At 62.2% G+C, this 23,056-nt stretch carries 27 protein-coding genes; 11 read left to right on the plus strand and 16 right to left on the minus strand.

Features of this window, described 5'->3' with window-relative positions:
* Position 1: 1 nt before the first annotated feature.
* From ACYPYQ_RS03815 to flgA, 3 genes are all read right to left on the minus strand, one after another.
* Complete coding sequence (locus tag ACYPYQ_RS03815) at positions 2–454, minus strand: flagella synthesis protein FlgN (RefSeq protein ID WP_459719938.1); 453 nt, start codon at positions 452–454, stop codon at positions 2–4.
* Positions 451–759 (minus strand): flagellar biosynthesis anti-sigma factor FlgM, encoded by a 309-nt coding sequence (gene flgM, locus ACYPYQ_RS03820; protein ID WP_459719941.1) that lies wholly within the window; start codon positions 757–759, stop codon positions 451–453. The genes ACYPYQ_RS03815 and flgM overlap by 4 nt, the downstream gene beginning before the upstream one ends.
* Before the next feature lie 94 nt (positions 760–853).
* Entirely contained in the window at positions 854–1,543 is a 690-nt protein-coding gene (flgA, locus tag ACYPYQ_RS03825; RefSeq protein ID WP_459719944.1) for a flagellar basal body P-ring formation chaperone FlgA, read from the minus strand.
* Positions 1,544–1,685: 142 nt separating this feature from the next.
* Here flgA and flgB point away from each other — a divergent pair, with 142 nt between their 5' ends.
* The 11 genes from flgB to flgL all read left to right on the plus strand — a co-directional run bounded on the left by flgB (position 1,686) and on the right by flgL (position 12,130).
* The gene (gene flgB / locus ACYPYQ_RS03830) at positions 1,686–2,093 is read left to right on the plus strand and encodes a flagellar basal body rod protein FlgB (RefSeq protein WP_459719947.1); all 408 of its coding nucleotides are present in this window, start codon (positions 1,686–1,688) and stop codon (positions 2,091–2,093) included.
* 11 nt (positions 2,094–2,104) lie between these two features.
* Positions 2,105–2,509, plus strand: a complete 405-nt coding sequence (gene flgC, locus ACYPYQ_RS03835) for a flagellar basal body rod protein FlgC (protein ID WP_459719950.1) — start codon at positions 2,105–2,107, stop codon at positions 2,507–2,509.
* 11 nt (positions 2,510–2,520) lie between these two features.
* Positions 2,521–3,183, plus strand: coding sequence for a flagellar hook assembly protein FlgD (locus ACYPYQ_RS03840; protein ID WP_459719953.1), 663 nt, complete (start codon positions 2,521–2,523; stop codon positions 3,181–3,183).
* A 12-nt stretch (positions 3,184–3,195) separates the two neighbouring features.
* The gene (gene flgE / locus ACYPYQ_RS03845; RefSeq protein WP_459719956.1) at positions 3,196–4,635 is read left to right on the plus strand and encodes a flagellar hook protein FlgE; all 1,440 of its coding nucleotides are present in this window, start codon (positions 3,196–3,198) and stop codon (positions 4,633–4,635) included.
* A gap of 24 nt (positions 4,636–4,659) precedes the next feature.
* Entirely contained in the window at positions 4,660–5,403 is a 744-nt protein-coding gene (flgF, locus tag ACYPYQ_RS03850; protein WP_459719959.1) for a flagellar basal-body rod protein FlgF, read from the plus strand.
* A 154-nt stretch (positions 5,404–5,557) separates the two neighbouring features.
* The gene (gene flgG, locus ACYPYQ_RS03855; RefSeq protein ID WP_459719962.1) at positions 5,558–6,340 is read left to right on the plus strand and encodes a flagellar basal-body rod protein FlgG; all 783 of its coding nucleotides are present in this window, start codon (positions 5,558–5,560) and stop codon (positions 6,338–6,340) included.
* Between the two features lie 11 nt (positions 6,341–6,351).
* A complete protein-coding gene (locus tag ACYPYQ_RS03860; RefSeq protein ID WP_459719965.1) occupies positions 6,352–6,996 on the plus strand; it encodes a flagellar basal body L-ring protein FlgH in 645 nt (214 codons plus the stop codon).
* 9 nt (positions 6,997–7,005) lie between these two features.
* Complete coding sequence (locus ACYPYQ_RS03865; RefSeq protein WP_459719968.1) at positions 7,006–8,112, plus strand: flagellar basal body P-ring protein FlgI; 1,107 nt, start codon at positions 7,006–7,008, stop codon at positions 8,110–8,112.
* 9 nt (positions 8,113–8,121) lie between these two features.
* Positions 8,122–8,934 (plus strand): flagellar assembly peptidoglycan hydrolase FlgJ, encoded by an 813-nt coding sequence (flgJ, locus tag ACYPYQ_RS03870; RefSeq protein ID WP_459719971.1) that lies wholly within the window; start codon positions 8,122–8,124, stop codon positions 8,932–8,934.
* 53 nt (positions 8,935–8,987) lie between these two features.
* On the plus strand, positions 8,988–10,919 hold the full coding sequence (flgK, locus tag ACYPYQ_RS03875; protein ID WP_459719974.1) for a flagellar hook-associated protein FlgK: 1,932 nt from the start codon (positions 8,988–8,990) through the stop codon (positions 10,917–10,919).
* Positions 10,920–10,924: 5 nt separating this feature from the next.
* A complete protein-coding gene (flgL, locus tag ACYPYQ_RS03880; protein ID WP_459719977.1) occupies positions 10,925–12,130 on the plus strand; it encodes a flagellar hook-associated protein FlgL in 1,206 nt (401 codons plus the stop codon).
* Between the two features lie 61 nt (positions 12,131–12,191).
* On the opposite strand, the gene fliR is transcribed toward flgL, so the two are convergent.
* The 13 genes from fliR to fliF all read right to left on the minus strand — a co-directional run bounded on the left by fliR (position 12,192) and on the right by fliF (position 22,943).
* The gene (gene fliR, locus ACYPYQ_RS03885; protein WP_459719980.1) at positions 12,192–12,998 is read right to left on the minus strand and encodes a flagellar biosynthetic protein FliR; all 807 of its coding nucleotides are present in this window, start codon (positions 12,996–12,998) and stop codon (positions 12,192–12,194) included.
* Positions 12,999–13,002: 4 nt separating this feature from the next.
* Positions 13,003–13,272: a flagellar biosynthesis protein FliQ gene (fliQ, locus tag ACYPYQ_RS03890; RefSeq protein ID WP_459719984.1), complete on the minus strand. Its 270-nt coding sequence runs from the start codon at positions 13,270–13,272 to the stop codon at positions 13,003–13,005.
* Positions 13,273–13,293: 21 nt separating this feature from the next.
* Positions 13,294–14,055 carry a flagellar type III secretion system pore protein FliP gene (gene fliP, locus ACYPYQ_RS03895; RefSeq protein WP_459719987.1) on the minus strand — a complete coding sequence of 254 codons (762 nt, stop codon included), beginning with the start codon at positions 14,053–14,055 and terminating at the stop codon, positions 13,294–13,296.
* On the minus strand, positions 14,048–14,497 hold the full coding sequence (fliO, locus tag ACYPYQ_RS03900; protein ID WP_459719990.1) for a flagellar biosynthetic protein FliO: 450 nt from the start codon (positions 14,495–14,497) through the stop codon (positions 14,048–14,050). The genes fliP and fliO overlap by 8 nt, the downstream gene beginning before the upstream one ends.
* 14 nt (positions 14,498–14,511) lie before the next feature.
* The gene (gene fliN, locus ACYPYQ_RS03905; protein WP_459719993.1) at positions 14,512–14,913 is read right to left on the minus strand and encodes a flagellar motor switch protein FliN; all 402 of its coding nucleotides are present in this window, start codon (positions 14,911–14,913) and stop codon (positions 14,512–14,514) included.
* Positions 14,906–15,904 carry a flagellar motor switch protein FliM gene (gene fliM / locus ACYPYQ_RS03910; RefSeq protein ID WP_459719996.1) on the minus strand — a complete coding sequence of 333 codons (999 nt, stop codon included), beginning with the start codon at positions 15,902–15,904 and terminating at the stop codon, positions 14,906–14,908. The genes fliN and fliM overlap by 8 nt, the downstream gene beginning before the upstream one ends.
* 14 nt (positions 15,905–15,918) lie before the next feature.
* Positions 15,919–16,560, minus strand: coding sequence for a flagellar basal body-associated FliL family protein (locus ACYPYQ_RS03915; protein ID WP_459719999.1), 642 nt, complete (start codon positions 16,558–16,560; stop codon positions 15,919–15,921).
* 92 nt (positions 16,561–16,652) lie between these two features.
* A complete protein-coding gene (locus ACYPYQ_RS03920; protein WP_459720002.1) occupies positions 16,653–17,810 on the minus strand; it encodes a flagellar hook-length control protein FliK in 1,158 nt (385 codons plus the stop codon).
* Positions 17,811–17,824: 14 nt separating this feature from the next.
* Positions 17,825–18,280: a flagellar export protein FliJ gene (gene fliJ, locus ACYPYQ_RS03925; RefSeq protein ID WP_459720005.1), complete on the minus strand. Its 456-nt coding sequence runs from the start codon at positions 18,278–18,280 to the stop codon at positions 17,825–17,827.
* An 8-nt stretch (positions 18,281–18,288) separates the two neighbouring features.
* Positions 18,289–19,692, minus strand: a complete 1,404-nt coding sequence (gene fliI / locus ACYPYQ_RS03930) for a flagellar protein export ATPase FliI (protein ID WP_459720008.1) — start codon at positions 19,690–19,692, stop codon at positions 18,289–18,291.
* Between the two features lie 2 nt (positions 19,693–19,694).
* A complete protein-coding gene (locus tag ACYPYQ_RS03935) occupies positions 19,695–20,336 on the minus strand; it encodes a flagellar assembly protein FliH (RefSeq protein ID WP_459720011.1) in 642 nt (213 codons plus the stop codon).
* Entirely contained in the window at positions 20,329–21,321 is a 993-nt protein-coding gene (fliG, locus tag ACYPYQ_RS03940; RefSeq protein WP_459720014.1) for a flagellar motor switch protein FliG, read from the minus strand. Before fliG ends, ACYPYQ_RS03935 begins: the two co-directional genes overlap by 8 nt.
* Positions 21,318–22,943 carry a flagellar basal-body MS-ring/collar protein FliF gene (gene fliF / locus ACYPYQ_RS03945; protein WP_459720017.1) on the minus strand — a complete coding sequence of 542 codons (1,626 nt, stop codon included), beginning with the start codon at positions 22,941–22,943 and terminating at the stop codon, positions 21,318–21,320. The genes fliG and fliF overlap by 4 nt, the downstream gene beginning before the upstream one ends.
* Positions 22,944–23,056: the final 113 nt, after the last annotated feature.

The following is a 23,056-nucleotide window of genomic DNA, read 5'->3' on the forward strand; positions in this document are numbered from 1 at the left end:
GTCAGCCGCTGCCCAGCGTGCGCCCTGAACCGGGCATGTTGGTCTTGCCTTTGGGGTCGTAAAGTCCGGCGGTCTGTTCCGACGCACCGAGCAGGGCCTGCACGGCCTGCTGGTTGTAGCGCATGCGCACCTGTATCAGATCGCCGTTGGTCTTGTTCATCTGTTGCGCCTGTTTGCCAAACTTCTGGATGTCCTTCCAGACATCAAGGGCGACGGCGGCGTTGCTGCGTAGCCAAGCCTCGACCTTGCCCGGTCCGGCGGCAATGTATTGCGCACGCTGCTTCACGAGTGCGGTTAGGGCTTCGGCGGCGCGGGTCTTTTCGTTCGAGAGGTCGAGCAGGGGTTCGGTGTCGGGGGAGAGCAGGATCTGCTGTTCGCGTTCGAGCAGGCTGATAAAAGCCTGCAGCGCGGCGCGCTCTTCGGTCAGTCTGGTCTTTATCTCGGCTGCGTTCAACGCTGGCTCGCGCTGATCAGGTCGTTCACGGTCTTGAGCAGGCCGTCGGCGACCGCCCCGGCGTTGACCTGGAAGCGCCCCTCGCTGATGGCTTGTTTGATCTCGGCGACCTTCTGCGCATCCACCACCGGTGCGCTGGCGACGCTGCTCTCCAGGCTGCGCAGCTGGGCGGTGGAGGTGCCCAGATGCACACTGGTGCCTTCAGCCCCTGTCGAGGCGGGGCGGTTGCCGGTGCGGGCTGCCGGATTGCGGGTGGTGGTATCACCCACGCTGCCGGTGACCGCTTTGGTGTTGTCGATCTTCATGATGGGACTCCAACTGTTCTGGTTCGATTGTCTGTTGTATCGGTGCCGAATGCAAAAACTTTAGCGTTTTTTGAAAATATTTCTTGGGAACGCGTCATGGCTGCGCCTCCGCCATGCCTTCGGCCACCGTGATGCCGGTGATGACCTGCGAACTGGAGGTGCGGATGCGCACCATCTCACCCGCCCCGGTGTCGTTCAAGGCGATCCCTTGCTGACTGACGACGAAACCGTTGCCGCGCGCGCGCAGGGTGACGGTCTGTCCCTGGCGGATGAGTAGCGGGGCGCGCAGCATGTCCTGGCGCAGCACCTGACCCGCGCCGATCGCGAACTTGAGGGTCTTGCCGATGGCTTGTGCCGGGTCGGTGATGAGGCCGGGCCGTCCCAGTTCGCCGCGTTGCGGACTGAGGTCGGCGGAGCTCAATACCGTGCCCTGTGCCAGGGGGCGGCTGGCGACCAGCAGATCGGCGGCGACTTTTATGTCGGCTTGCAGGAACACGCTCCAGCCGGGCTGGGCGGTGCAGCGTACCCCGATGCTGGTTTTGCCGATCAGTTTGGCACCGGCCGGCAGGAAGGCTTGCAGGGTGGCGCAGGGTTCGAGTTTGAGACGGCGGTCGATTGGAGTGACTTCGATGCGGACTTCACCCGGCAGGTCCTTGCTTTGCGCCTGCGCGTAGGCGAGGGCGGCGGCACGGATGGCGGCATGGCTCTGCTGCGGCGCAGCCAGCGCCGTGCCGCCCCACAGGCAGCCGATCAGCAGGAATGAAGAAGCCAGCTGTATGTTCATGGCAGCATTGTCATCTTTTGGTGGCGGGGCGAAGGGGGGAAATAAAGCGGGTTTTTGCCGTTAATCGTCCGATTGGATGGAAAACCCCGGGACTAGTATGCGAGCCATCACAAAAGTATCGACGAAAGGCAGGGTGCTCATCATGGGCGGCAGAATAGACGAGATGTTCCAGTTCCATCAAGTGGCGCTGAATCTGCGCGCCGCGAGGCAGGAGCTGATCGCGTCCAACATCGCCAATGCGGACACGCCGAACTACAAGGCGAAGGACATCGATTTCTCCAGCGCGCTGAAAGGGGCGCTGGGGGGGGCGAGTGCCACGCTGCAACTGGAGGCGACCGCCGCCAAGCATCTGTCCGGTGGCGATGCGGGCGAGACGGTGATGGGCGCGCCGGTGCAGTACCGCGTGCCGGTGCAGCCGAGCGCGGACGGCAACACGGTGGATATGGATGTGGAGCGCGCGCAGTTCGCTGACAACGCGCTGCGCTATGAGGCGAGTGTGCGTTTCGTCAGCGGCAAGGCCAAGGACGTGCTGGCCGCGCTGCAGAATTAGGAGGATTGATCATGTCATTGTTCAATGTGTTCAACATCGCCGGTTCCGCCATGTCGGCGCAGGCGCAACGGCTCAACGTGGTGGCCAGTAATCTGGCCAACGCGGATAGCACCACCGGGCCGGACGGCCAGCCTTACAAGGCCAAGCAGGTGGTGTTCGAGACCGCGCAGCAGGCGGGGCAGGTGGGGGCGGGCGTGAAGGTTTCCGCCGTGGTGGAGGACAACTCGCCGATGAGAAAGGTGTACGATCCCAAACACCCGATGGCGGACCAGCAGGGCTATGTCACGCTGCCCAATGTGAACCCGGTGGACGAGATGGTGAACATGATCTCTGCCTCGCGTTCCTACCAGAACAACGTGGATGTGATGAACACTTCAAAATCCATGTTGATGAAGACACTCACCATCGGCCAATAAGGAGATAGATCATGGTTGATTCCGTAAACAGCAGCACGGCAGGCGCGGCAGCCACGAAGTCGCTGACCTCATCCTCGGCCGACATCGGCGCGACGCAAGACCGCTTCCTCAAACTGCTGGTCACGCAGATGAAGAACCAGGATCCGCTCAACCCGCTGGACAACGCCCAAGTCACTTCGCAGATGGCGCAATTGTCCACGGTGACCGGTATCGACAAACTCAACGCGACCGTGCAGGCCCTGAGCAGCAGCATGATGGCCAGCCAGTCGCTGCAGGCCGTCTCCATGATCGGCCATGTGGCGCTCACCGACGGCGACAGCATGGAGCTGACCAAGGGCAATGCCTACGGCGGCGTCGAATTGAAGGATCCGGCAGACAAGGTCACGGTACAGATCGCCGATGCATCCGGCGGATTGGTGCGTACCCTGCATCTGGGCGCGCAGGAGAGCGGCATCGTCGATTTCAATTGGGATGGCATGACCGATAGCGGTGACACGGCAGCGGACGGGAAATACACCTTCACCGCCGTTTCGGAACTGAGCGGCAAGAAGACCGACGTCACCACGCTGTCCTACGGGCTGGTCAACAGCGTGGCGCAGTCGAGCGGCGGCGTCACGGTCAACATCGGCAATCAGGGCGAAGTCGGCCTGAACGCCATCAGAAAAATCTTGTAAAGGGAGGACGTCATGAGTTTTCAACAAGGATTGAGTGGCCTGAACGCATCTGCCAAGCATCTGGACACGATCGGCAACAACGTGGCCAACTCCAACACCATCGGTTTCAAGCAGTCGCAAGCGCAGTTCGCCGATCTGTACGCGACCTCGCTCGCCGGTTCGGGCGCGGTGCAGGTGGGAACCGGGGTGAAGATCGCCAACGTGGCGCAGCAGTTCACCCAGGGCAACATCACCAACACCTCCAACAGCATGGATACGGCGATCAGCGGTCAGGGTTTCTTCCGCATGGTGGACCAGAACGGTGCGATCTCCTATACACGCAACGGCCAGTTCCAGCTCGACAAGACCGGCTACATCGTGAATAGCCAGGGGCATCAGTTGTCAGGCTATATGGCAACCAATGGCGTGATCACTGCAGCCCAGCCCGTGCCGCTGCAGATCGTCGCGGCCGACCTGACGCCGAATGCGACTGCCAATATCGCTGTCGGTCTCAATCTGGATTCGCGCATGGCCTTGCCGACCATCACGCCGTTCGATCCGAACAACCCGCAGACCTATAACAGTTCTACCTCGCTGACGGTGTATGACAGTCAGGGTTCAAGTCATGTGGCGTCCATGTTTTTCGCCAAGACTGCCGCCAACAATTGGAGTGCCTATCTGACCGTGGATGGCAACAAGGTCCCCGCAGCCGGTACTGCGCTGACCACGATGACCTTCAATACCAGCGGTGCGCTGACTTCACCGACGTTGCCGGTGACCTCTGCCGCCTTCAGTCCGGTGCCTGCGCCCATCTCGGTGGTGGGGGCCACCGTGGCGGCGGCGAGCACCTCCATCACCGGACCTTCCACCACCGGCTTGCTGGTGGGGGCGACGGTCACCGGTGGTGACTTGCCTGCCGGCACTACCATCACGGCGATCACCGGCCCCAACACCTTTACGGTATCCAACCCCAGCCCGGCCGGCTTTACTGCCACTACACTGAGCGTGGTGAACCCCGCCAGTGCGGGGAGCCAGACCATCAAGTTCGATTTCACCGGGACATCGCAGTTCGGCGGCAACTTTGGTGTGAACACACTGACCCAGGACGGTTTTGCTTCCGGTCGCCTGAGCGGTTTCACCACCAGCGCGGACGGCACCATCCTCGGCCGTTATACCAACGGCCAGTCGCGAGCACTGGCGCAGGTGGTGCTGGCCAACTTCACCAGCCCGCAGGGGCTGCAGCCGTTGGGCAACAACGCCTGGGCGGAGACTGCATCTTCCGGCGGTCCGCTGGTCGGCACGCCGGGTTCCAGCAGTCTGGGCGTGCTGCAGTCGTCGGCGGTGGAGGATTCCAACGTGGACCTGACCGCCGAGCTGGTGAACATGATCACCGCGCAGCGCGTGTATCAGGCCAATGCGCAGACCATCAAGACGCAGGACCAGGTGCTGCAGACACTGGTGAATCTGCGCTAAGTGAAAGGATGAGGGGAGACTGACATGGACAGGTTGATCTATACCGCGGCGACCGGGGCGAGCCATATCCTGCATCAGCAGGCGACGGTGTCGAACAATCTGGCCAATGTCAACACGCCCGGGTTCCGCGCCAGTATCGACGCGTTCCGAAGCGTGCCCTTGCAGGGCGAGGGGCTGGCGACACGTACCTTCGTGGTGAACTCCACTGCGGGCACCGATTTCACGCCGGGGGTGATGCAGCAGACCGGTCGCGCGCTGGATGTGGCGCTGGACGGCAAGGGCTGGATCGCGGTGCAGGATGCCAACGGCAACGAGGCTTACACGCGCAACGGCAGCATGCAGATGTCGCCCAACGGTGTGCTGCAGACCCGCACGGGACTGACCGTGTTGGGGGATGCCGGGCCACTCACCATCCCGCCCGACACCTCGATCACCATCGCCAAGGACGGCACCATCTCCACCGTGCCGACCACCAACCAGAAGAACGGCGTGATCGCCGTGGGTCGTCTCAAGCTCACCAATCCGCCGGAAGAGCAGATGGTGCGCGGCGAGGACGGTTTGTTCCGCACCCGCGACGGCAACCCGGCTGAAGCGGATGCCAATGTCACCGTAGTCAGCGGCAGTCTGGAAGGCAGCAACGTCAACACGGTGGAGGCCATGGTCAACATGATCACGCTGGCGCGCCAGTTCGATACGCATATGAAACTGTTGCAAAATGCGAACGACAACGCCAAGAAAGCCAGCTCGCTGCTCAATATCAACGGCTGATCCCTTCCCTGAGTCTCCCGATACCGGGCGCTAGCCCGGCTGCGATCCGCCAAATCGGGAATAAGCGCGTTTTTCTCCTTGTGTTCGCCGGATGCATTCGCCGGCAGCGGGGTAATGTGGCAAGCAAGCACAGTACACCGAAAGGACACGCATCATGATTCGCTCATTGTGGATTTCGAAGACCGGTCTGGAAGCACAGCAGACCCAGATGGACGTCATCTCCAACAACCTGGCCAATATCAATACGTCCGGTTTCAAGCGCTCGCGCGCCGTGTTCGAAGACCTGCTGTACCAGAACCTGCGCCAGCCCGGTGCGCAGTCTTCGCAACAGACACAGATCCCATCGGGCTTGCAGATCGGTACCGGTGTGCGTCCGGTGGCGGCCGAGCGCATCCACACCCAGGGCAACCTGCAGCAGACCGGCAACCAGCTGGATGTGGCGATCCAGGGGGCGGGCTTCCTGCAGGTGCTGATGCCGGACGGCACGACCGGCTATACCCGCGACGGTTCGCTCCAGTCAGATGGACAGGGGCAGCTGGTCACCGCCAACGGTTTTGTGGTGCAACCCGCTTTGACCATCCCTGCCAATGCGACCTCGATCACCATCGGCCAGGACGGCGTGGTCAGCGTCACGCAGGCCGGGTCGAGTGCGCCGGTGCAGATCGGCAGTATCCAGCTGGCGACTTTCGTCAATCCGGCCGGACTGGAGAGCATGGGGCAGAACCTGTACCTGGAGACCGCTTCCAGCGGCACCCCCAGCACCAACGTGCCGGGCACCAACGGTACCGGCACCCTGAGCCAGGGCTATGTCGAGACCTCCAACGTCAATGTGGTTGAAGAACTGGTGAACATGATCCAGACCCAGCGCGCCTATGAGATCAACTCCAAGGCCATCACCACATCCGACCAGATGCTGCAGCGGCTTGGCCAGATCTAACGAGGTGCATCATGCGTAATTTGAGTGGAGTGATCAGCGTTCTGGCAGCCGGCTGGCTGCTGGTCGGCTGTGTGCCCAGTACCAATATCCGCGAGCCCCTGACTGCGGCACCGTCTTACGACCGCGCTGTGCCGCCACCGGCCAACGGCTCTATCTTCCAGGCGGGTGTGAACGACCGTCCACTGTTCGAGGACCGCCGTGCGCGCCGGGTCGGTGATGTCGTCACCATCAGCATCGTCGAGACCACTTCTGCCACCGGCAAGTCGGGCGTCACGCAGGAGAATACCGGCAGTCTGGCAGTGACCTCGCCGGCGATCACCGGCGGCCTCTCCGGCAACAGCAGCGTCAAGACCGGCATCAAGAACGATGCTTCGGGTTCCAATACTTTCACCGGCACCTTGACCGCGACCGTCACCGAAGTGCTGCCCAACGGCAATCTGCGTGTGGCGGGCGAGAAGCAGGTCAGCATCCGCTATTCGGATGAGTACGTGCGCTTCTACGGCGTGGTCAATCCGGACGATATCAGCGGAAGCAACAGCGTGCTGTCGACCAAGGTGGCCGACGTGCATCTGGAATACAAGGGCGCGACCAATCTGGATGGCGCGGCGGTGACCAGCATGTTCGCGCGCATCTTCACCACTGTCCTGCCGTTCTAGGAGACTGTCATGAAAAGCATACTCACCCTCATCTGCGCGGCACTGCTGGGATTGGCCGCGATGCCGGCGGCGGCGGAACGTATCAAGGATCTGGCCAGCGTGCAGGGCGTGCGCGAGAACCAGCTGCTCGGCTACGGCCTGGTGGTCGGCCTCGACGGCAGCGGCGACCAGACCACCCAGACACCTTTCACCGTGCAGAGCACAATCACCATGCTGGCGCAGATGGGCGTGACCCTGCCGCCCGGCACCAGCCTGCAATTGAAGAACGTGGCAGCGGTGACGGTGACGGCTTCGCTGCCCGCGTTCTCGCGCCCAGGCCAGACCATCGATGTCACGGTCTCGTCCATCGGTAACGCCAAGAGCCTGCGCGGCGGCACGCTGTTGATGACGCCTTTGAAAGGTGCCAACGGCCAGGTGTATGCGATGGCGCAAGGCAGTCTGGTGGTGAGCGGCGCGGGCGCGGCAGCGGGCGGCAGCAAGACCGTGATCAATCACTTGAGCGTGGGACGTATCCCGGCCGGTGCCACAGTGGAGCGCGAGGTGCCGACTGCGCTGGGGCAGGGCGACTATATCTATCTGCAACTGAACACGGCGGATTTCACCACGGCCGCACGCATGGCCGACACCATCAATCGCGATGTGTCTCCCGATTTCATGATCGCCAATGCGCTGGATGCGCGCACGGTGCAGGTCTCCGCCCCGCCGGGTTTTGAGCGGGTGCAGTTCCTGTCGCGGCTGGAGAACCTTTCCGTCGATGCGGCGGCCGGCAGCGCCAAGGTGATCGTCAACGCCCGCACCGGCTCGGTGGTGATGAACCAGCAGGTCTCCCTGACCGAATGCGCAGTGGCGCACGGCAACCTGACCGTGGTCATCAGTGCCGACAATGCAGTGAGCCAACCCAATGCGCTGGCGGGGGGAGACACCGCAGCGGTCAGCAATGCCGACATCAAGATCGAGGCGTCCGGCGGCAATCTGCTGCATCTGAAGCGCGGTGTCGCGCTCGGCGATGTGGTCAAGGCCTTGAATTCCATCGGTGCCACGCCGCAAGACATGCTGGCCATCCTGCAGGCGATGAAGGCAGCCGGTGCCTTGCGCGCGGAACTTGAGATCATCTAAGGGCGGGCGATGGCACTCTCACCGGACAGTTTGAACGGACTCGCGGCGGACAGCCAGGCGCTGGACCGTCTGCGCTATCAGGCGAAACAGGCACCGGATCAGGCGCTGAAAAAAGTCGCGCAGCAGTTCGAGATGGTGTTCCTCAACATGATGATGAAGAGCATGCGTGAGGCGACGCCGCAGGACGGTATGATGGACAGCGAGCAGACCAAGCTGTTCACCGGCATGCTGGACCAGCAGTTGGCGCAGGAGATGTCCAAGCGCGGCGTGGGCTTGGCGGATGTGATGGTGCGCCAGTTGAGCGGCCAGCAACCCGTCGTCGTCGCACCGGCTCCGGCCGCTGTATCTTCCGCTTATCAGCCTATGACGCAGCAAGGTTTCATCGAGCGCATGCAGCCGCATGCCGAGCGTGCCAGCCGAAAGACGGGTGTGCCGGCCGATTTCATCATGGGGCAGGCGGCGCTGGAGAGCGGATGGGGCAAGCGCGAGATCAGGAATGCCGACGGCAGCAGCAGCCATAACCTGTTCGGCATCAAGGCCGGCAGCGACTGGAAGGGCAAAGTCGCGGAAGTGACAACCACCGAATATGCCGACGGCGTCGCCAGCAAGCAGGTTGCCCGTTTCCGGGCCTATGATTCCTATGCCGATTCCTTCCAGGACTATGCCCGCCTGCTGAGCGAGAATCCGCGCTATGCGGGTGCCTTGGGTCAGTCGAATGCGGTAGACTTCGCCCAGTCGCTGCAGAAAGCCGGCTATGCCACCGATCCGCGCTATGCCGACAAGCTGGCGGGGGTGATCGGCAGTATCAGCACAAAGGCCTAAAGTATTTTGGCGACCTGCCGATAAACTAGGCGAAGGATCGTCAGGAGAGTCACATGGCTTCAGTCTATAACATCGGTGTCAGCGCGCTAAAGGTGGCCCAGGCGGGCATCAGCGTTACCACGCACAACATCGCCAATGCGAACACGCCGGGTTATTCGCGGCAGGAGATCATCCAGGGCACACAGATATCGCAGAACCTGGGCCAGGGGTATTTCGGCTCGGGTGCGGATGTGATCGGCATCACGCGCCAGTACAGCGACTTTCTCGGTGCGCAGCTCACTGCGGCACAGACCCGTTCCAGCAACCTGTCGACCCAGTACGACCTGTCGGTGCAGGTCAGCAACCTGCTGGGTGACGCCGACGGCGGTTTGAACACCGCCCTGCAGGACTTCTTCGCATCGGCCAACACGGTCGCCAACTCGCCCGAATCACTGGCCGTGCGGCAGACCCTGATGGGCAGCGCGCAGTCCCTGAACAACCGCATGCACACGCTGAACAGCCGTCTGGTCGAGATCCGCGACAGCCTGAACGGGCAGATCAGCAACAGTGCCAACCTTATCAACAGCTATGCCAAACAGATCGCCGCCTTGAACGACAACATCGTCAAGGCGCAGGCGCAGGGCGGGCCGGCTCAGTTGCCGAACGACCTGCTGGACCAGCGCGACTATCTGGTGTCGCAGCTGAGCCAGGAGATCGGGGTCACCAGCGTGAAGCAGGTGGATGGTTCGATGGACGTTTTCATCGGCAACGGCCAGTCGCTGGTGATCGGCACCCAAGTGTCCTCGGTACAGGTCACGACCTCGGCAACCGATCCCAGCACGCTGGAATTGGCCTATGTCAGCAGCAAGGGGGCGATCAGCCGCATCCCGCAGGATGCATTGCAGGGCGGCAACCTCGGCGGTTATCTGACCTTCCGTGACACCATCATGGATCCGGCCCGCAACGCTTTGGGCCGCATCGCCATCGGTATCGCCGACACGTTCAACACCCAGCATCAGCAGGGGCAAGACCTGGCCGGTGCCCTGGGCGGGAAATTCTTCAGCATCGCTACGCCTCAAGTCGCGGCAGCGACCACCAATGTGGGCAACTCCACCGTGGCTGCGACCATCGCCGATCCGGGTAAACTGACCACGGACGATTACCTGCTGCAGTTCGACGGCACGGCTTACACCCTGTTCAACCGCACCACCAATACGGCAGTCCAGTCGTTCACCCCGGCTGCTTTGGCTACGCCGCAGACCGTGGCCGGTACCGGCATCACCCTGCAGCTGACAGCGGGGTCGGTTGCCGATGTTTCCGGTGATTCCTATGTGATCCGTCCCACGGTGGCGGGTGCGCGCGATTTCGGCCTGCTGGTCACCGACCCGGCCAAGATCGCAGCCGCCAACCCTGTCCGTAGCAATGCACCCATCACCAATCTGGGCAACGCGACCATCGCACAGCCCACACTGGCGGGGACGCTGCCGCTGAATGCCAACCTGCAACAAGCGATCACCATCACTTTCACCAGTGCCACCAGCTACACGGTGAGCGGGACCGGTGCGCCGGCGGGAGCGCAGACCTACACCAGCGGGGCGGACATCACCATCAACGGCTGGACCACGAAAATCACAGGCACCCCCGCCGCGGGTGACACGTTCAGCGTCACGACCAATACCAACGCGTCCACTGACGGCAGCAACATGCTGAAGCTGGCGCAGCTGCAGACGGCCAATACGCTGGTCAACGGCACGACCAGCTACCAGGGGGCCTATGGTCAGCTGGTGTCGCAGGTCGGCACGCAGACGCGCGAACTGGAAGTGACCAGCAAGGCGCAGGCCACCATGCTGGCGCAGGTGACCAAATCGCAGCAGTCCGTATCCGGCGTCAATCTGGACGAGGAAGCCGCCAATCTGCTTAAATACCAGCAGGCATATCAGGCTGCGGCGAAGGCCATGGCGATCTCGCAATCCATGTTCGATTCATTGCTGCAACTGGGAGGTTAATCATCATGCGCATCAGTACCAGCACACTGTTCAGTGAAGGCGTGACGGCCATGCAGCAGATGCAGAACAATCTGGCCCGCACCAATCTGCAGATCGCCACCGGTCAGCGCATGCTGTCGCCTGCGGATGATCCGGCGGCGGCGGCGCGCGCCATCGAGCTCAACCAGTCGGATGCCTCCAACACCCAGCTCGCGGCGAACCGTACGGCAGCGGCGAACACGCTCGCACTGGCGGAAGGGGTCCTGTCCGGTGTCACATCGGCACTGCAGGACCTGAAGAGCATCGGCGTGGAAGCGGGCGGTGTGATGACCAATGCCACCAGCATGAAAGGTATCGCCACCACCTTGCGCGGCCGCATGCAGGAACTGCTGGGGCTGGCGAACAGTACCGACGGTGTCGGCAACTATCTGTTCTCGGGCGGTCAGGGCAAGGTCAAACCCTTTGTCACGACGGCGACGGGTACGACCTATCAGGGCGACGATGTGCAGCGTCAGGTACAGGTGAGCGCCTCGCGCCAGATGGCCGCGACCGAAGCCGGTTACGATATCTTCATGCGGGTCCGCAACGGCAACGGCTCGTTCCAGACTTCTGCGGGCACGGGTAACACCGGCACCGGCATCATCGACCAGGGGCAGGTGCTGACCGCGCCGTTCAACGGCAACAGTTACCGGGTGACCTTCACCAGCGCGACGACCTTCGATGTGCAGAACCTGACCTCCGCGACTACGGTTTCTACCGGCAACACCTATGTCAGCGGCCAGGCGGTCACTTTCGACGGCATCCAGTTCGAGATCAGCGGCGCACCCGCATCGGGGGATACCTTCGATGTGAAGCCCAGTGCCAACAAGAACGTGTTCGACACGCTGAATGACTTCATCGCGCTGGCGGATGCGCCGCCTGCACCGGGCGATGCCCAGGCTGCCGCAAAATTCAACCAGGGGCTGCAACAGGTCCTGGCATCGCTGGACCAGGCCATGAACAGCGTGTTGTCTTCGCGTGCCACCATAGGCGGCCGTCTGCGCGAGATAGATTCCCTGCAGGCCACCGGCGAATCACTGGGGTTGCAATACAAGAACACGCTGTCGAAGATACAGGACACGGACTATATCCAGGCAGTGACCGACCTGAACAAACAGCAACTTGCGTTGCAGGCGTCGCAACAGTCCTTCGCCCGCGTTTCGCAGCTGTCGCTGTTCGATTACCTGCGTTAGGGATCACCTTCTCGGCATTACGGCACACGGAGCGATCCGTGTGCCGTTTTACTTTGTGCTTTCAGAGCGGGGCGGGGACGGGGCGGCCGCCGAGTTGCAGCATGATGCGGCCGACGGTATCCAGCGCCTGGTGGAACATGTATTCCAGCAGCGGGGCGAGGAACGGAAGCACCAGTGCCAGCACGATGAAGCCGACCCCGATGGTGATGGGGAAGCCGACGGCGAAGATGTTCAGTTGCGGCGCGCTGCGGGTGAGCACACCGAGCGCCAGATTGGTGATCAGCAGGGCGGCGATGAGCGGCAGCGAGAATTGCAGCGCGTAAGCGAAGATGCTGCCGCCCCATTCCGCCGCCGTGCGGAACGCGCCTGCCGACGGTAGCGTGCCGGCGATAGGGAAAGACTGGAAGCTGTCGGCCAATGCGGCCAGCATGTACAGATGCAGGTCCATGGAGATGAAAGTCAGAGCCACGATGATGCCGAGGAACTGCGCCAGCACCGGACGGATGGTGGAGTTCTGCGGATCGAAGAAGTTGGCGAATCCGAGGCCCATCTGCATGCCCGCGATATCACCGGCCATCTCGATGGCGGCAAAGATCAGGCGGATCGAGAATCCCATCATCAGGCCGGCCACCATCTGCTGCAGCAGGATCAGGATGCCTTCGGCCGAAGCCGGGTCGGGCAGGTCATGCAAGTCCAGTGTGGGGGCGATGACGACGGTGAAGATGGCCGCCAGCCCGACCTTGATGCGTATCGGTACTTGGCGGTTGCCGATCACCGGCGCGCTGGCGATCAGCGCCAGCACCCGCGCCATGGGGTAGATCAGCATGGCGATCCAGGCGGTGAGCTGGGCGCTGGTGAAACTGATCACACGCTCAACCTATGATGTAGGGGATGCTGCCGTACAGTCGGGTGATGTATTCCAGCATCAGGTTGACCATCCAGTGGCCGGCGAACAGCAGGGCGGCGAAGATGCCGAACACCTTGGGGATGAACGATAGTGTCATCTCGTTGATCTGTGTCGCAGCCTGGAAGATGCTGACGGCGAGACCGATGGCAAGGGCTGTCAGCAACATGGGTGCCGACAATATCAGGGTAAGTTCGATGGCCTGTTGGCCTATGGTCATCACGCTTTCGGGGGTCATGGGACACCTCTTTCAGAATTGTCAGGTATAGAAACTTTGCACCAGCGAGCCGATCAGCAGGTTCCAGCCGTCGGCCAGCACGAACAGCATGATCTTGAACGGCAGCGAGATGGTGGCTGGGGACAGCATCATCATACCCATCGACATCAGCACGCTCGCCACCACCATGTCGATGATCAGGAAAGGGATGAAGATCATGAAGCCGATCTGGAAAGCGGTCTTCAATTCGCTGGTGACATAGGCGGGCACCAGGATCTTCAGCGGGATGTTCTCCGGGCTCTCCAGTTCCTCGCTGTTGGAGATGCGCACGAACAGGGCCAGATCGGCTTCGCGTGTCTGGCGCAGCATGAATTCCTTGAGCGGTGCGCTGCCTTTTTCGTAGGCCGTCTCCAGGTTCATCTTGTTCTGGCTGTAGGGCAGGTAGGCCTCGTTATAGATCTTTTCCAGCACCGGCGACATCACGAAGAAGGTGAGGAACAGCGACAGGCCGATCAGGACCTGTGTCGGCGGAGATGAAGGTGTGCCGATGGCGGAGCGCAACATGGCCAGCACGATGACGATACGCGTGAAGGCGGTCATCATCAGCAGGATGGCGGGCAGGAAGGTGAGCGACGTGATCAGGATCAGCGTCTGCAGGCTCAGTGTGTAGGTCTGTCCGCCGCCGGCAGCCGGTGTGCTGGTGATCGCCAGCATGCCCGCTTCGGCCGCATGCGCGACCGGCATGCCCAGGCACAATGCGAAGAGCAGGAACAGGACGCCCCGCAGGGACGAGCGGCTAGCCATTGCGCTTCTCCATGTGCTGTCTGAGCCAGCTCTGGAACGATCTTTCAGGGACACCGGCGCCCGTTGGAGCGCTTTCCGGGATGCTGCCTTTGGGCATGGTATGCAGGGCACTCACCTGTCCCGGTGCCACACCGACCACCAGCCAGGTGTCGTTCACTTCGACCAGCACGATGCGTTCGCGCTGGCCGACCGCGATGCCGCTCACCACCTTGAGTGCACTGAGGCCGCCGTGAGCAGGGTGGTTGATGCGTTTCAGGAACCATGCCACCGCCATCACGGCCGCCAGTACCAGCAACAGGCTGACGATCACCTGCAGCACGCTGCCGGACGACACACCGGCGGGCGGCGGGGGCGGGACGTAGGCATTGCGCGCGGCATCCGCCGCATGGGCGAGCGCAGAACAGGATGCTGCGAACAGGGCAGCAAGCAGACGGGTGAGCATGGTTGTGTCCTGGTTTATTTGTTGATGCGGCGCAGTCGTTCCGACGGCGTGATGATATCGGTCAGGCGGATACCCAACTTGTCGTTCACCACCACCACTTCGCCCTGTGCGATGAGGAAGCCGTTGATCAATACGTCCAGCGGTTCGCCGGCCATACCCGCCAGTTCCACTACCGAACCCTGTGCCAGTTGCAGCAGGTTCTTGATCGGCATCTTGGTACGTCCCAGCTCCACGGTCAGCTGCACCGGGATGTCCAGGATCATGTCCAGATCGTTGTGCGCGGTCGCGCCGCCTTCCGCGCCGAATTGTTCAAATACATGCGGTTGAGCCGCCGGTGTCTCGACAGCGGCTTGTTCGGCCATCGCGGCACCCCAATCATCGGCGCTGATCGCGTCTTCTGTTGTGTCTTCAGCCATTTTTTCCTCCAGTTTGAGATTCGCCCGTATCCGTCTTCACCATACGCTCGACCTTCAATGCATAGTGCGAGTTGGATATGCCGTATTTGCATTCCATCACCGGCACGTTATCCACCATCACGCTGACATTCTCGGGCACGTCCAGCGGGATGACATCGTTGACTTTCATGCGCAGCACATGATCCAGCGTGGTCGAAGCATGGCCGAGGATGGCATTGAGCTCGATCTCCGCGGACTGGATCTGCTTGGACAGCATGTGCAGCCAGCGCTTGTCGGCGATGACGTGGTCGCCCTGCATGGTGCTGTAGAGCAGTTCGCGTATCGGTTCGATCATCGCGTACGGCATGCACACATGGATGGAGCCGCCGACGCCGGTGAACTCGACCTCGAAGGTGGTCACCACCACTACCTCGTTGGGGGTGGCGATGTTGGCGAACTGCGGATTGACTTCGGAGCGCAGGAACTCGAAGTCCAGCTTGTAGACCGGCTCCCAGGATTTCGCATAGGCTTCGAACAGCACATCGAGCAGTTTCTGGATGATGCGATGCTCGGTCTGCGTGAATTCTCGCCCTTCGACGCGGGTGTGGAAGCGGCCATCGCCGCCGAACAGGCTATCCACCACCATGAATACCAGATTGGGGTCGAAGATGAACAGCGCGTTGCCGCGCAACGGTTTGACCTGCACCAGGTTGAGGTTGGCCGGCACCGGCAGGTTGCGGATGAATTCGGAGAACTTCATCACCTTGACCGGGCCGACCGACACTTCCGAAGAACGATGGATGAAGTTGTACAGCGCGATGCGGAACAGTCGTGCGAAGCGCTCGTTGATGATCTCCATGGTGGGCATGCGCCCACGTACGATGCGCTCCTGCGTGGCCATGTTGTAGGAGCGGACACCTCCGGCTTCCGAGTCGTCCTTGACTTCCTCGGTCTCACCCGTGACGCCCCGCAGCAGCGAGTCGACTTCGTCCTGGGATAAGAATTCGCTCATGGCCTCACGATCCTCTACTGGATGATGAAATCGCTGAACAACACATCCACCACACCGGTGGTCTTGGGTTCTTTGGGGGCAGCCGGAGCAGGTGCTGTCGCGGCCGGCGCAGATTCCCCATGCGCTGCCTCGCTGTGTGCAGTCTCGCCGTGCGCGGCGGTAGCGTGCGCTGCAACGGGAGCCTCGATCTTATAGCCGAGGATGCCGTCCACTTCCGCGATCACCTGTTCGACCAGCATGGCCTTGCCTTCGGAGCTCACCAGCTCGGAAGGTTTCTTGCTGGATAGCAGGAACAGCAGTTTGCTGCGGATCTCGGGCATCGCATTCTTGATCTTGAGTTCCAGCTCGGGTTCCATGATCTTAAGTGTGATGCCAGCCTGCAAGTATTGGTCGCCTTCCTCTCGTTGCAGATTGACCGTGAACTTCTCGCCCAGCGGGATGAACTTGGGTTCCAGCACAGGAGCCGGCTTGTGCTCTTCAGCGGCATGCTCGGCGGCTGGCGCACTTCCCTTGGTGAAATACCAGCCTGCACCGCCGGCGATGATGAGCACCAGCAGGCCGATCATGATGATCAGCAGTTTGCTGCTCTTCGCGGGCGCTGGTGCGTCCTCTGCGGGAGCGGCTGGTGCTGCGGGCTTTGCGGGTTTTGACGCCATCTCTGTTTCCTTTCCTGTTGATGATGATTATGCGGAAGGCAAAGCTTACACCATCAATCGAATAAGACAGAAATCCGGGCGTATTTCAGGGTTCAGGCGAAAGTGTCCACCATGCCGTCGTGGCGGCTCAACCGTGTGGTCACCGGTAATGGTGTCTCGTCGGCCCCATGTGCCCCAACGGCGCTGTCGTCGCCCCGGGCAGCGCCAGCCTGGCCGCGTTGCTGCTGTTCGCGCGGTGCCTGATCACTGACTGTGGTGTTGCCCAGCGAGATGCCGCTGTCGGCCAGCATGTCACGCAGACGCGGGATGGATTGCTCGATGGCATCCCGCACTGCAGCGTGGGCCGAAGTGAACTGCAGGGTAGCCTGGTCGCCGTTGAGTTTGAGCGAGATTTCCAGCGGCCCCAGCTGTGCCGGATTCAGGTGCAGTTCGGCGCTTTGCGAACGCTGGGTCGCGATCCATGTCACCTTCTGGCTGAAATCGTCCGCCCATTGCGGCTGGTTCAAAGGTGTGGCGATAGCGGCCTGTGTCACAGCGGGTGCCGCTACTGGGGGCGTGGCGGCCAGCGCGTTGGGGATGCCGGTCGTGGCGGTCGTAGTGGTCGAGGCCTGGATGATGGTGTCCGGCTTGGTGGTTGCGGCGGGGATGCCAGCCTTCTTCCCGGCTTGCAGCGCGGCAACGAATGCCGAGTCGGCTACCGGGTCTGGTTTGGCGGCACGCATCTCGCGCACTTCATGGGTCTCGACTTGCTTGCCAACCTTGTTGTTGGCGGGCGCGGTATCCGGTTTGACCTCGCCTGCCACGTCGGGCAGGGCGCGGCGTGTGGCTGGATCGCTTGGCTCCACGTCTCCCCGCAACGCGGTGATGGCGGGTGCCACGGCATTAGTTGCGGCTGCAGCCGCAACCGCATCTTTCTGTGTCATCCCGGCCAAACGGCGATCCTGTTGCAGCAGGCTGGCCAGCAGATCGGCCGGGACCGCAATGCCGTCTGGACGCAACTCGGTAGCAAGCGCTGGCAGCGATGCGTTCGGATCGGCAAGCGATGCGTCGCCCTCCTCAGGTGCGAGCGTCTTCAGGAGCGCGCTCTTGAGGTCGCGGCCTTGCGGGCTCAACTGTTTGGCCAGCAACTCGCCGAATGGTGCAGAGCCGGTGGAGAGGTCTTCGGCAACGGGTGCATTGTTGCCGGGTCTTGCGGCATCGATCTTGCCGCTGTTCGGTGTCTGGCTGCTGAGGATGGGCAGGCTGCTCATGGTCGTTCTCCCTGTCAATTCTTGCGGTCGGTGCGATGCAGGGCGGAGAAGCGTCCGCTCTGTTCATCCTGTTGGCGCTGGTCGGCTTTGGCTTCCAGTTTCTTCTCGTTGTCGGCATGGCGTTGTGCCAGCGCGTCGAACGATTTCATCTTGCGCGTGGTGTCCATCAACTCCCGGCGGCCGGTCTGCACCGAAGAGCCGGCTCTTGCGATCTCGGCCTGCTGTTGCTGGATCGCCTGATCGAGACGTTCGATGAAGCGCTGGAAGTTCTGCATGTCCATCGGCGACATGCCCTGTCTGGCGGCTTCCTCGAACTGGGCGGCGTAGTCGCGACGGTATTGTTGCAGCGCGGCCATTTTGGCCTGCGCATGTTGCTGTTGCTGGTTGAGTTTGCCCAGTTTGCGTGTGGCCGCATCGTTCTTCTGATGAGCCAGGTCTACCAGGGGCGACAATGTGAAGGGTTTGGTCATGGCGATCTTCATCTATTGGCGGCGAACAAGGTCGAGAACTGCGCCTGACATGAACTATACGCTTCTGCCTGGTACATGCCTTGTTTGAGGAAGCTTTCCATTTCCGGATAGCGTGCGATCGCCTCATCCAGCAAGGGGTCGCTGCCGGCGACATAAGCCCCCACGCTGACCAGGTCGTGGTTGCGCTGGTAATGCGCATACAAGCGTTTGAAATGCTGCACCTGCGAGAATTGCTCCTCGCTCACCAGATGACTCATGGCGCGGCTGATCGAGGCTTCGATATCGATGGCCGGATAGTGTCCCGCCTCGGCCAGGCGTCGCGACAACACGATGTGGCCATCGAGGATGGCGCGCGCGGAGTCGGCGATCGGGTCCTGCTGGTCGTCGCCCTCGGTCAGCACGGTATAGAAGGCAGTGATGGAACCGCCGCCTTCGGCGCCGTTGCCGGCGCGTTCCACCAGTTGCGGCAGCTTGGCGAACACAGAGGGCGGATAGCCCTTGGTGGCGGGCGGTTCGCCGATGGCCAGCGCGATCTCGCGTTGCGCCATGGCGTAGCGGGTGAGCGAATCCATGATCAGCAGCACGTTCTTGCCCTGGTCGCGGAAATATTCGGCGATGGTGGTGGCATAGGCCGCACCTTGCATGCGCAGCAGCGGGCTGACGTCGGCCGGGGCAGCGACCACCACGGAGCGCTTCAGGCCTTCCTTGCCGAGGATGTCGGTAATGAATTCCTTCACTTCGCGGCCGCGTTCGCCGATCAGCCCGACCACGATCACGTCGGCGCTGGTATAGCGCGCCATCATGCCGAGCAGCACGCTCTTGCCCACGCCGGAGCCGGCGAACAGGCCCATGCGCTGACCGCGCCCCACGGTGAGCAGGCTGTTGATGGCGCGCACGCCGACATCGAGTGCTTCGTTGATGGCTGCGCGTTCCAGCGGGTTGATGGGGCGGCTCTGCAGGGCGGCGCTGCCGCTTTCCTGCAGCGGGCCGTATTGGTCGAGCGGGCGGCCTGCGCCGTCCAGCACGCGACCGAGCAGGTGATCACCCACCGGCAGATGGCGTGCCAGGTCGGCGGTGCGGCGACGCAATGGTGCCTGTTCGCCGATCCGGTAGGGTGGGCGCACATGTTCCACCGGCACCACGCGAGCGCCCGGCACCAGGCCGTGCACATCGTTCTCCGGCATCAGGAACAGCTTGTCGCCGGCGAAACCGACCACTTCGGCTTCGATGCGGTTGTTGGGAAGTTCTATCCAGCAGGTGCTGCCCACCGCCATGCGCAGGCCGACCGCTTCCATCACCAGTCCGGTGACTTTGGTCAGGCGGCCGCTGACCAGCAAAGGCGCGCTCTGCACTGCCATCTGGCGATGGATCTGCAGTGCGTCTTGCCAGCGCTGTTGGTGGGCGGTCTGCATGCTCAATCCTCCTCGGCTTTCACCAGCCAGGGAGCGTCCTGCCCCATGGCCGCGATCACGCGCGACCAGCGCGCAGCCAGCGTGACATCGACCTGGCTGTTGGCCGTTTCAAGGCGCGCGTCGCCGCGCGCCATGCGCACGTCTTCCAGTATCTTCCAGCCGGTATGCGCGAGCTGTTCTCCCATGCGTGTGCGCAGCATGGCGGCATCCTCGGGATTCAGAATCACATGCGCCGCCTGATTGAACACCGGCAGGCTGCCGATGGCTTCGCGCACCGCTGCCTGCAACAGCTCCGGCTGTACCTTGATGGTCTGCTGGATCACCTGGCGTGCGACATCCAGCGCCAAGCCGGTGAGTTCCTGCACCACCAGATCGTCGATCTGCTGGCTCAGTACATTGGCGAGTTCGACCAGGTGCTGGTTCTCCTGCGCGGCCTGCTGCAGGCCGTCGGCGTAGCCGCGCTGGCGGCCTTCCGCATAGCCCGCTTGTGCGGCTTCCTCGCGCGCCTGCTGCTGCATCTGCTCCAGCTCGACGGCGGTCGGCAGGCTGGCTCGCACGCTGTGGTGCCCGGTTTCGAACGCAGGCAGCTCCCAGCGTTGCCAGGCGGTGAGTGAATCTTCGGCACGGGTGGCGAAATCAGACATACGCGTCTTCTCCCTTGCCGCCCAGCACTATCTGGCCTTCGTCGGCCAGACGGCGCACGACCTTGAGGATCTCCTTCTGCTCGGATTCCACTTCGCTGAGCTTCACCGGGCCCTTGGCTTCTAGGTCCTCGCGCAGCATCTCGGCCGCGCGTTGCGACATGTTCTTGAATATCTTCTCGCGCATCTCTTCGCTGGCCCCCTTGAGGGCGACGATCAGCGATTCGGACTGCACTTCGCGCAGCACCAGCTGGATACCGCGGTCGTCCACTTCCAGGATGTCCTCGAACACGAACATCTCGTCCATGATCTTCTGTGCCAGCTCGGCATCGTGGCTGCGCACCGATTCGATGATCTCTTCCTGTGTGCTGCCGATGTAGTTGAGGATCTCGGCGGCGGTCTTGATGCCGCCGCGTATGCTCTTCTTCGCCAGCGCGTTGCCGGACAGCAGCTTGGTCAGCACGTCGTTCAACTCGTGCAGCGCGGTCGGTTGCACGCTATCCAGTGTGGCGATGCGCAGCAGCACGTCGTTGCGCGTGCGCTCGGTCAGTTTGGTCAGCACGGCAGAGGCCTGGTCGGGTTCCAGATGCACCATGATGGTGGCGATGATCTGCGGGTGTTCATTGGCGACCAGGTCGGCCACCGAATCCGGGTCCATCCACTTCAGGCTCTCGATGCCGCTGGTGTCGCTGTTGTGCAGGATGCGGTCGAGCAGTCCGGCGGCCTTGTCGTCGCCCAGCGCCTTGTTCAGCATGTCGCGGATGTAGCCGCTGGAATCCATGCCGATGGTGGTCTTTTCCGAGGCGCTGGTGTGGAACTCGTCGAACACGTTGGCGATCTGTTCGCGCGACAGGTTCTTCAGTGAGACCATGGCGGAGCTGATCTTTTGCACTTCCTTGGGCTCCAGATAGCGCATCACCTCGGCGGCCTCGTCGGCACCGAGCGTCATGAGCAGGATCGCGCTCTTGTTTACGCCTTCGTCGCTCATTCTTTATTCACCCATTCCTTGACCACCGTGGCGACGATCTTGGGGTCGTCCTTGGCCAGTTGCTTGGCGATCTGCAAATTGTTCTCGTAGGCATGGGCCGCCGACATCGGCTGGCCGTAACCCATGTTGCCACCTTCCTCGCTCTCACCACCGCCGGCATGTTCGGGGGTGGGGCTGAATTCTGCCGCCGACTTGAAGGCCGGTCGGATGATGCCGAACAGCAGGAAGAAAACGCCGCCGATGATCAGCAGATATTTGACGATATCCTTGGCCAGTTCGATGATCTCCGTCTGCTTCCAGATGGGGATCTCGGGCAGTGCTTCGGTCGTGTCGTTGAAGGCACTGTTGAGCAGGTTGAGCGTGTCGCCGCGCTGATCTTCGAAACCGACCGCTTCCTTGATGAGCGAGGCGATCTGCGCCTTCTCCTGTTCGGTGTACGGTGTGGACACGATCTTGCCGTCCTTGTCCGCCACGTTGCGGTTGTTCAGTACCACGGCGACCGACAGGCGCTTGATGTTGCCGGTGGGAAGCTTGGTGTGCTGGATGGTGCGGTCCACCTCATAGTTGGTGGTCTGGGCCTTGTGCGTCTTGTCGGCTGCGGGCGCATTGGCCCCGGTGGCCGGGAGGGCAGTGGCGGGCGACACGATTGGCGCGGTGGCCGGTACCGGCGGCTGGTTGGTCAGCGCACCCGGAACGCCGCCGGCCGTTCTCACGCCATCCAGCGCTTCCGTGCTTTGCATGCTGCGCACGGCGGCCTGGTTGGGCGGCTGGTTCGGCTTGTAGAGTTCCGAGGTCTGTTCGGTGGTGGTGAAGTCCAGGCTGGCGGTGACCTGCGCGCGCACGTTCTGGATGCCGGTGATCGGGCTCAGGATGTCCTCGATGCGCTTCACGTAATCCAGCTCGATCTGGCGCACATATTTCAGTTGCGAAGCATCCAGTATCTGGTGGTTGCCATCGCGCGCGGCGGAGAGCAGGGTGCCGCTCTGGTCCACCACGGTCACGTTCTGCGCCGGCATGTTGGGGACGCTGCTGGAGACCAGATGCACGATGGCATTGACCTGGCCTTCGTCCAGCGAGCGGCCGGCATACAGCGACAGCACCACCGAAGCGGTGGGTTTTTGCTTGTCCTTCACGAATACGCTGGGTTTGGGGATGGCCAGGTGGATGCGGGCATTGGCGACGGAGGCCATGGATTGCACCGAGCGTGCCAGTTCGCCTTCCAGGGCACGCTGGAAGTTGACCTGTTCCAGGAACTGGCTGGTGCCGAACTTCTGGTTCTCCATCAGTTCGAAGCCGGTCGTGCCGCCCTTGGGCAGCCCCTGCGCGGCCATCTTCAGGCGCACTTCGTGCACACGGTCTGACGGCACCATCAGCGCGCCGCCGCCCTCGGCGAACTTGTAGGGGATGTTCTGTTGCTGCAGGGACTCGATGACCGCGCCGCCGTCACGCTCGGACATGTTGGCATACAGAACGCGGTAATCCGGGGTCTGCCCCCACATCCATAGTCCCGCCAGCAGCGCGACCGTTGCCGCGACAGCGACCATCAGTCCCAGTTTCTGCTGGCTGGGGATGCCCAGCAGCAGTTGCGCCATCGATGGATTGTTGATGTTCGTAGTAGCCATACTGTTCACCTTGTTCATGCACCGCTTCTAGAAGGTTGTGGCCGGAACCGGTGGTCCTGCCCGTACCTACACTCGTTTTACGATGCGGATTATCTGCCTGTCGAGCAAGTCCG

The organism is Sideroxyarcus sp. TK5 (assembly GCF_054601595.1).

Excerpts from the sequence above, each read along its gene's own strand:
- flgM (WP_459719941.1), bottom strand. The coding sequence starts at position 759 with ATGAAGATCGACAACACCAAAGCGGTCACCGGCAGCGTGGGTGATACC.
- flgA (WP_459719944.1), bottom strand. The coding sequence starts at position 1,543 with ATGAACATACAGCTGGCTTCTTCATTCCTGCTGATCGGCTGCCTGTGG.
- flgB (WP_459719947.1), top strand. The coding sequence starts at position 1,686 with ATGGGCGGCAGAATAGACGAGATGTTCCAGTTCCATCAAGTGGCGCTG.
- flgC (WP_459719950.1), top strand. The coding sequence starts at position 2,105 with ATGTCATTGTTCAATGTGTTCAACATCGCCGGTTCCGCCATGTCGGCG.
- ACYPYQ_RS03840 (WP_459719953.1), top strand. The coding sequence starts at position 2,521 with ATGGTTGATTCCGTAAACAGCAGCACGGCAGGCGCGGCAGCCACGAAG.
- flgE (WP_459719956.1), top strand. The coding sequence starts at position 3,196 with ATGAGTTTTCAACAAGGATTGAGTGGCCTGAACGCATCTGCCAAGCAT.
- flgF (WP_459719959.1), top strand. The coding sequence starts at position 4,660 with ATGGACAGGTTGATCTATACCGCGGCGACCGGGGCGAGCCATATCCTG.
- flgG (WP_459719962.1), top strand. The coding sequence starts at position 5,558 with ATGATTCGCTCATTGTGGATTTCGAAGACCGGTCTGGAAGCACAGCAG.
- ACYPYQ_RS03860 (WP_459719965.1), top strand. The coding sequence starts at position 6,352 with ATGCGTAATTTGAGTGGAGTGATCAGCGTTCTGGCAGCCGGCTGGCTG.
- ACYPYQ_RS03865 (WP_459719968.1), top strand. The coding sequence starts at position 7,006 with ATGAAAAGCATACTCACCCTCATCTGCGCGGCACTGCTGGGATTGGCC.
- flgJ (WP_459719971.1), top strand. The coding sequence starts at position 8,122 with ATGGCACTCTCACCGGACAGTTTGAACGGACTCGCGGCGGACAGCCAG.
- flgK (WP_459719974.1), top strand. The coding sequence starts at position 8,988 with ATGGCTTCAGTCTATAACATCGGTGTCAGCGCGCTAAAGGTGGCCCAG.
- flgL (WP_459719977.1), top strand. The coding sequence starts at position 10,925 with ATGCGCATCAGTACCAGCACACTGTTCAGTGAAGGCGTGACGGCCATG.
- fliQ (WP_459719984.1), bottom strand. The coding sequence starts at position 13,272 with ATGACCCCCGAAAGCGTGATGACCATAGGCCAACAGGCCATCGAACTT.
- fliP (WP_459719987.1), bottom strand. The coding sequence starts at position 14,055 with ATGGCTAGCCGCTCGTCCCTGCGGGGCGTCCTGTTCCTGCTCTTCGCA.
- fliO (WP_459719990.1), bottom strand. The coding sequence starts at position 14,497 with ATGCTCACCCGTCTGCTTGCTGCCCTGTTCGCAGCATCCTGTTCTGCG.
- fliN (WP_459719993.1), bottom strand. The coding sequence starts at position 14,913 with ATGGCTGAAGACACAACAGAAGACGCGATCAGCGCCGATGATTGGGGT.
- fliM (WP_459719996.1), bottom strand. The coding sequence starts at position 15,904 with ATGAGCGAATTCTTATCCCAGGACGAAGTCGACTCGCTGCTGCGGGGC.
- ACYPYQ_RS03915 (WP_459719999.1), bottom strand. The coding sequence starts at position 16,560 with ATGGCGTCAAAACCCGCAAAGCCCGCAGCACCAGCCGCTCCCGCAGAG.
- ACYPYQ_RS03920 (WP_459720002.1), bottom strand. The coding sequence starts at position 17,810 with ATGAGCAGCCTGCCCATCCTCAGCAGCCAGACACCGAACAGCGGCAAG.
- fliJ (WP_459720005.1), bottom strand. The coding sequence starts at position 18,280 with ATGACCAAACCCTTCACATTGTCGCCCCTGGTAGACCTGGCTCATCAG.
- fliI (WP_459720008.1), bottom strand. The coding sequence starts at position 19,692 with ATGCAGACCGCCCACCAACAGCGCTGGCAAGACGCACTGCAGATCCAT.
- ACYPYQ_RS03935 (WP_459720011.1), bottom strand. The coding sequence starts at position 20,336 with ATGTCTGATTTCGCCACCCGTGCCGAAGATTCACTCACCGCCTGGCAA.
- fliG (WP_459720014.1), bottom strand. The coding sequence starts at position 21,321 with ATGAGCGACGAAGGCGTAAACAAGAGCGCGATCCTGCTCATGACGCTC.
- fliF (WP_459720017.1), bottom strand. The coding sequence starts at position 22,943 with ATGGCTACTACGAACATCAACAATCCATCGATGGCGCAACTGCTGCTG.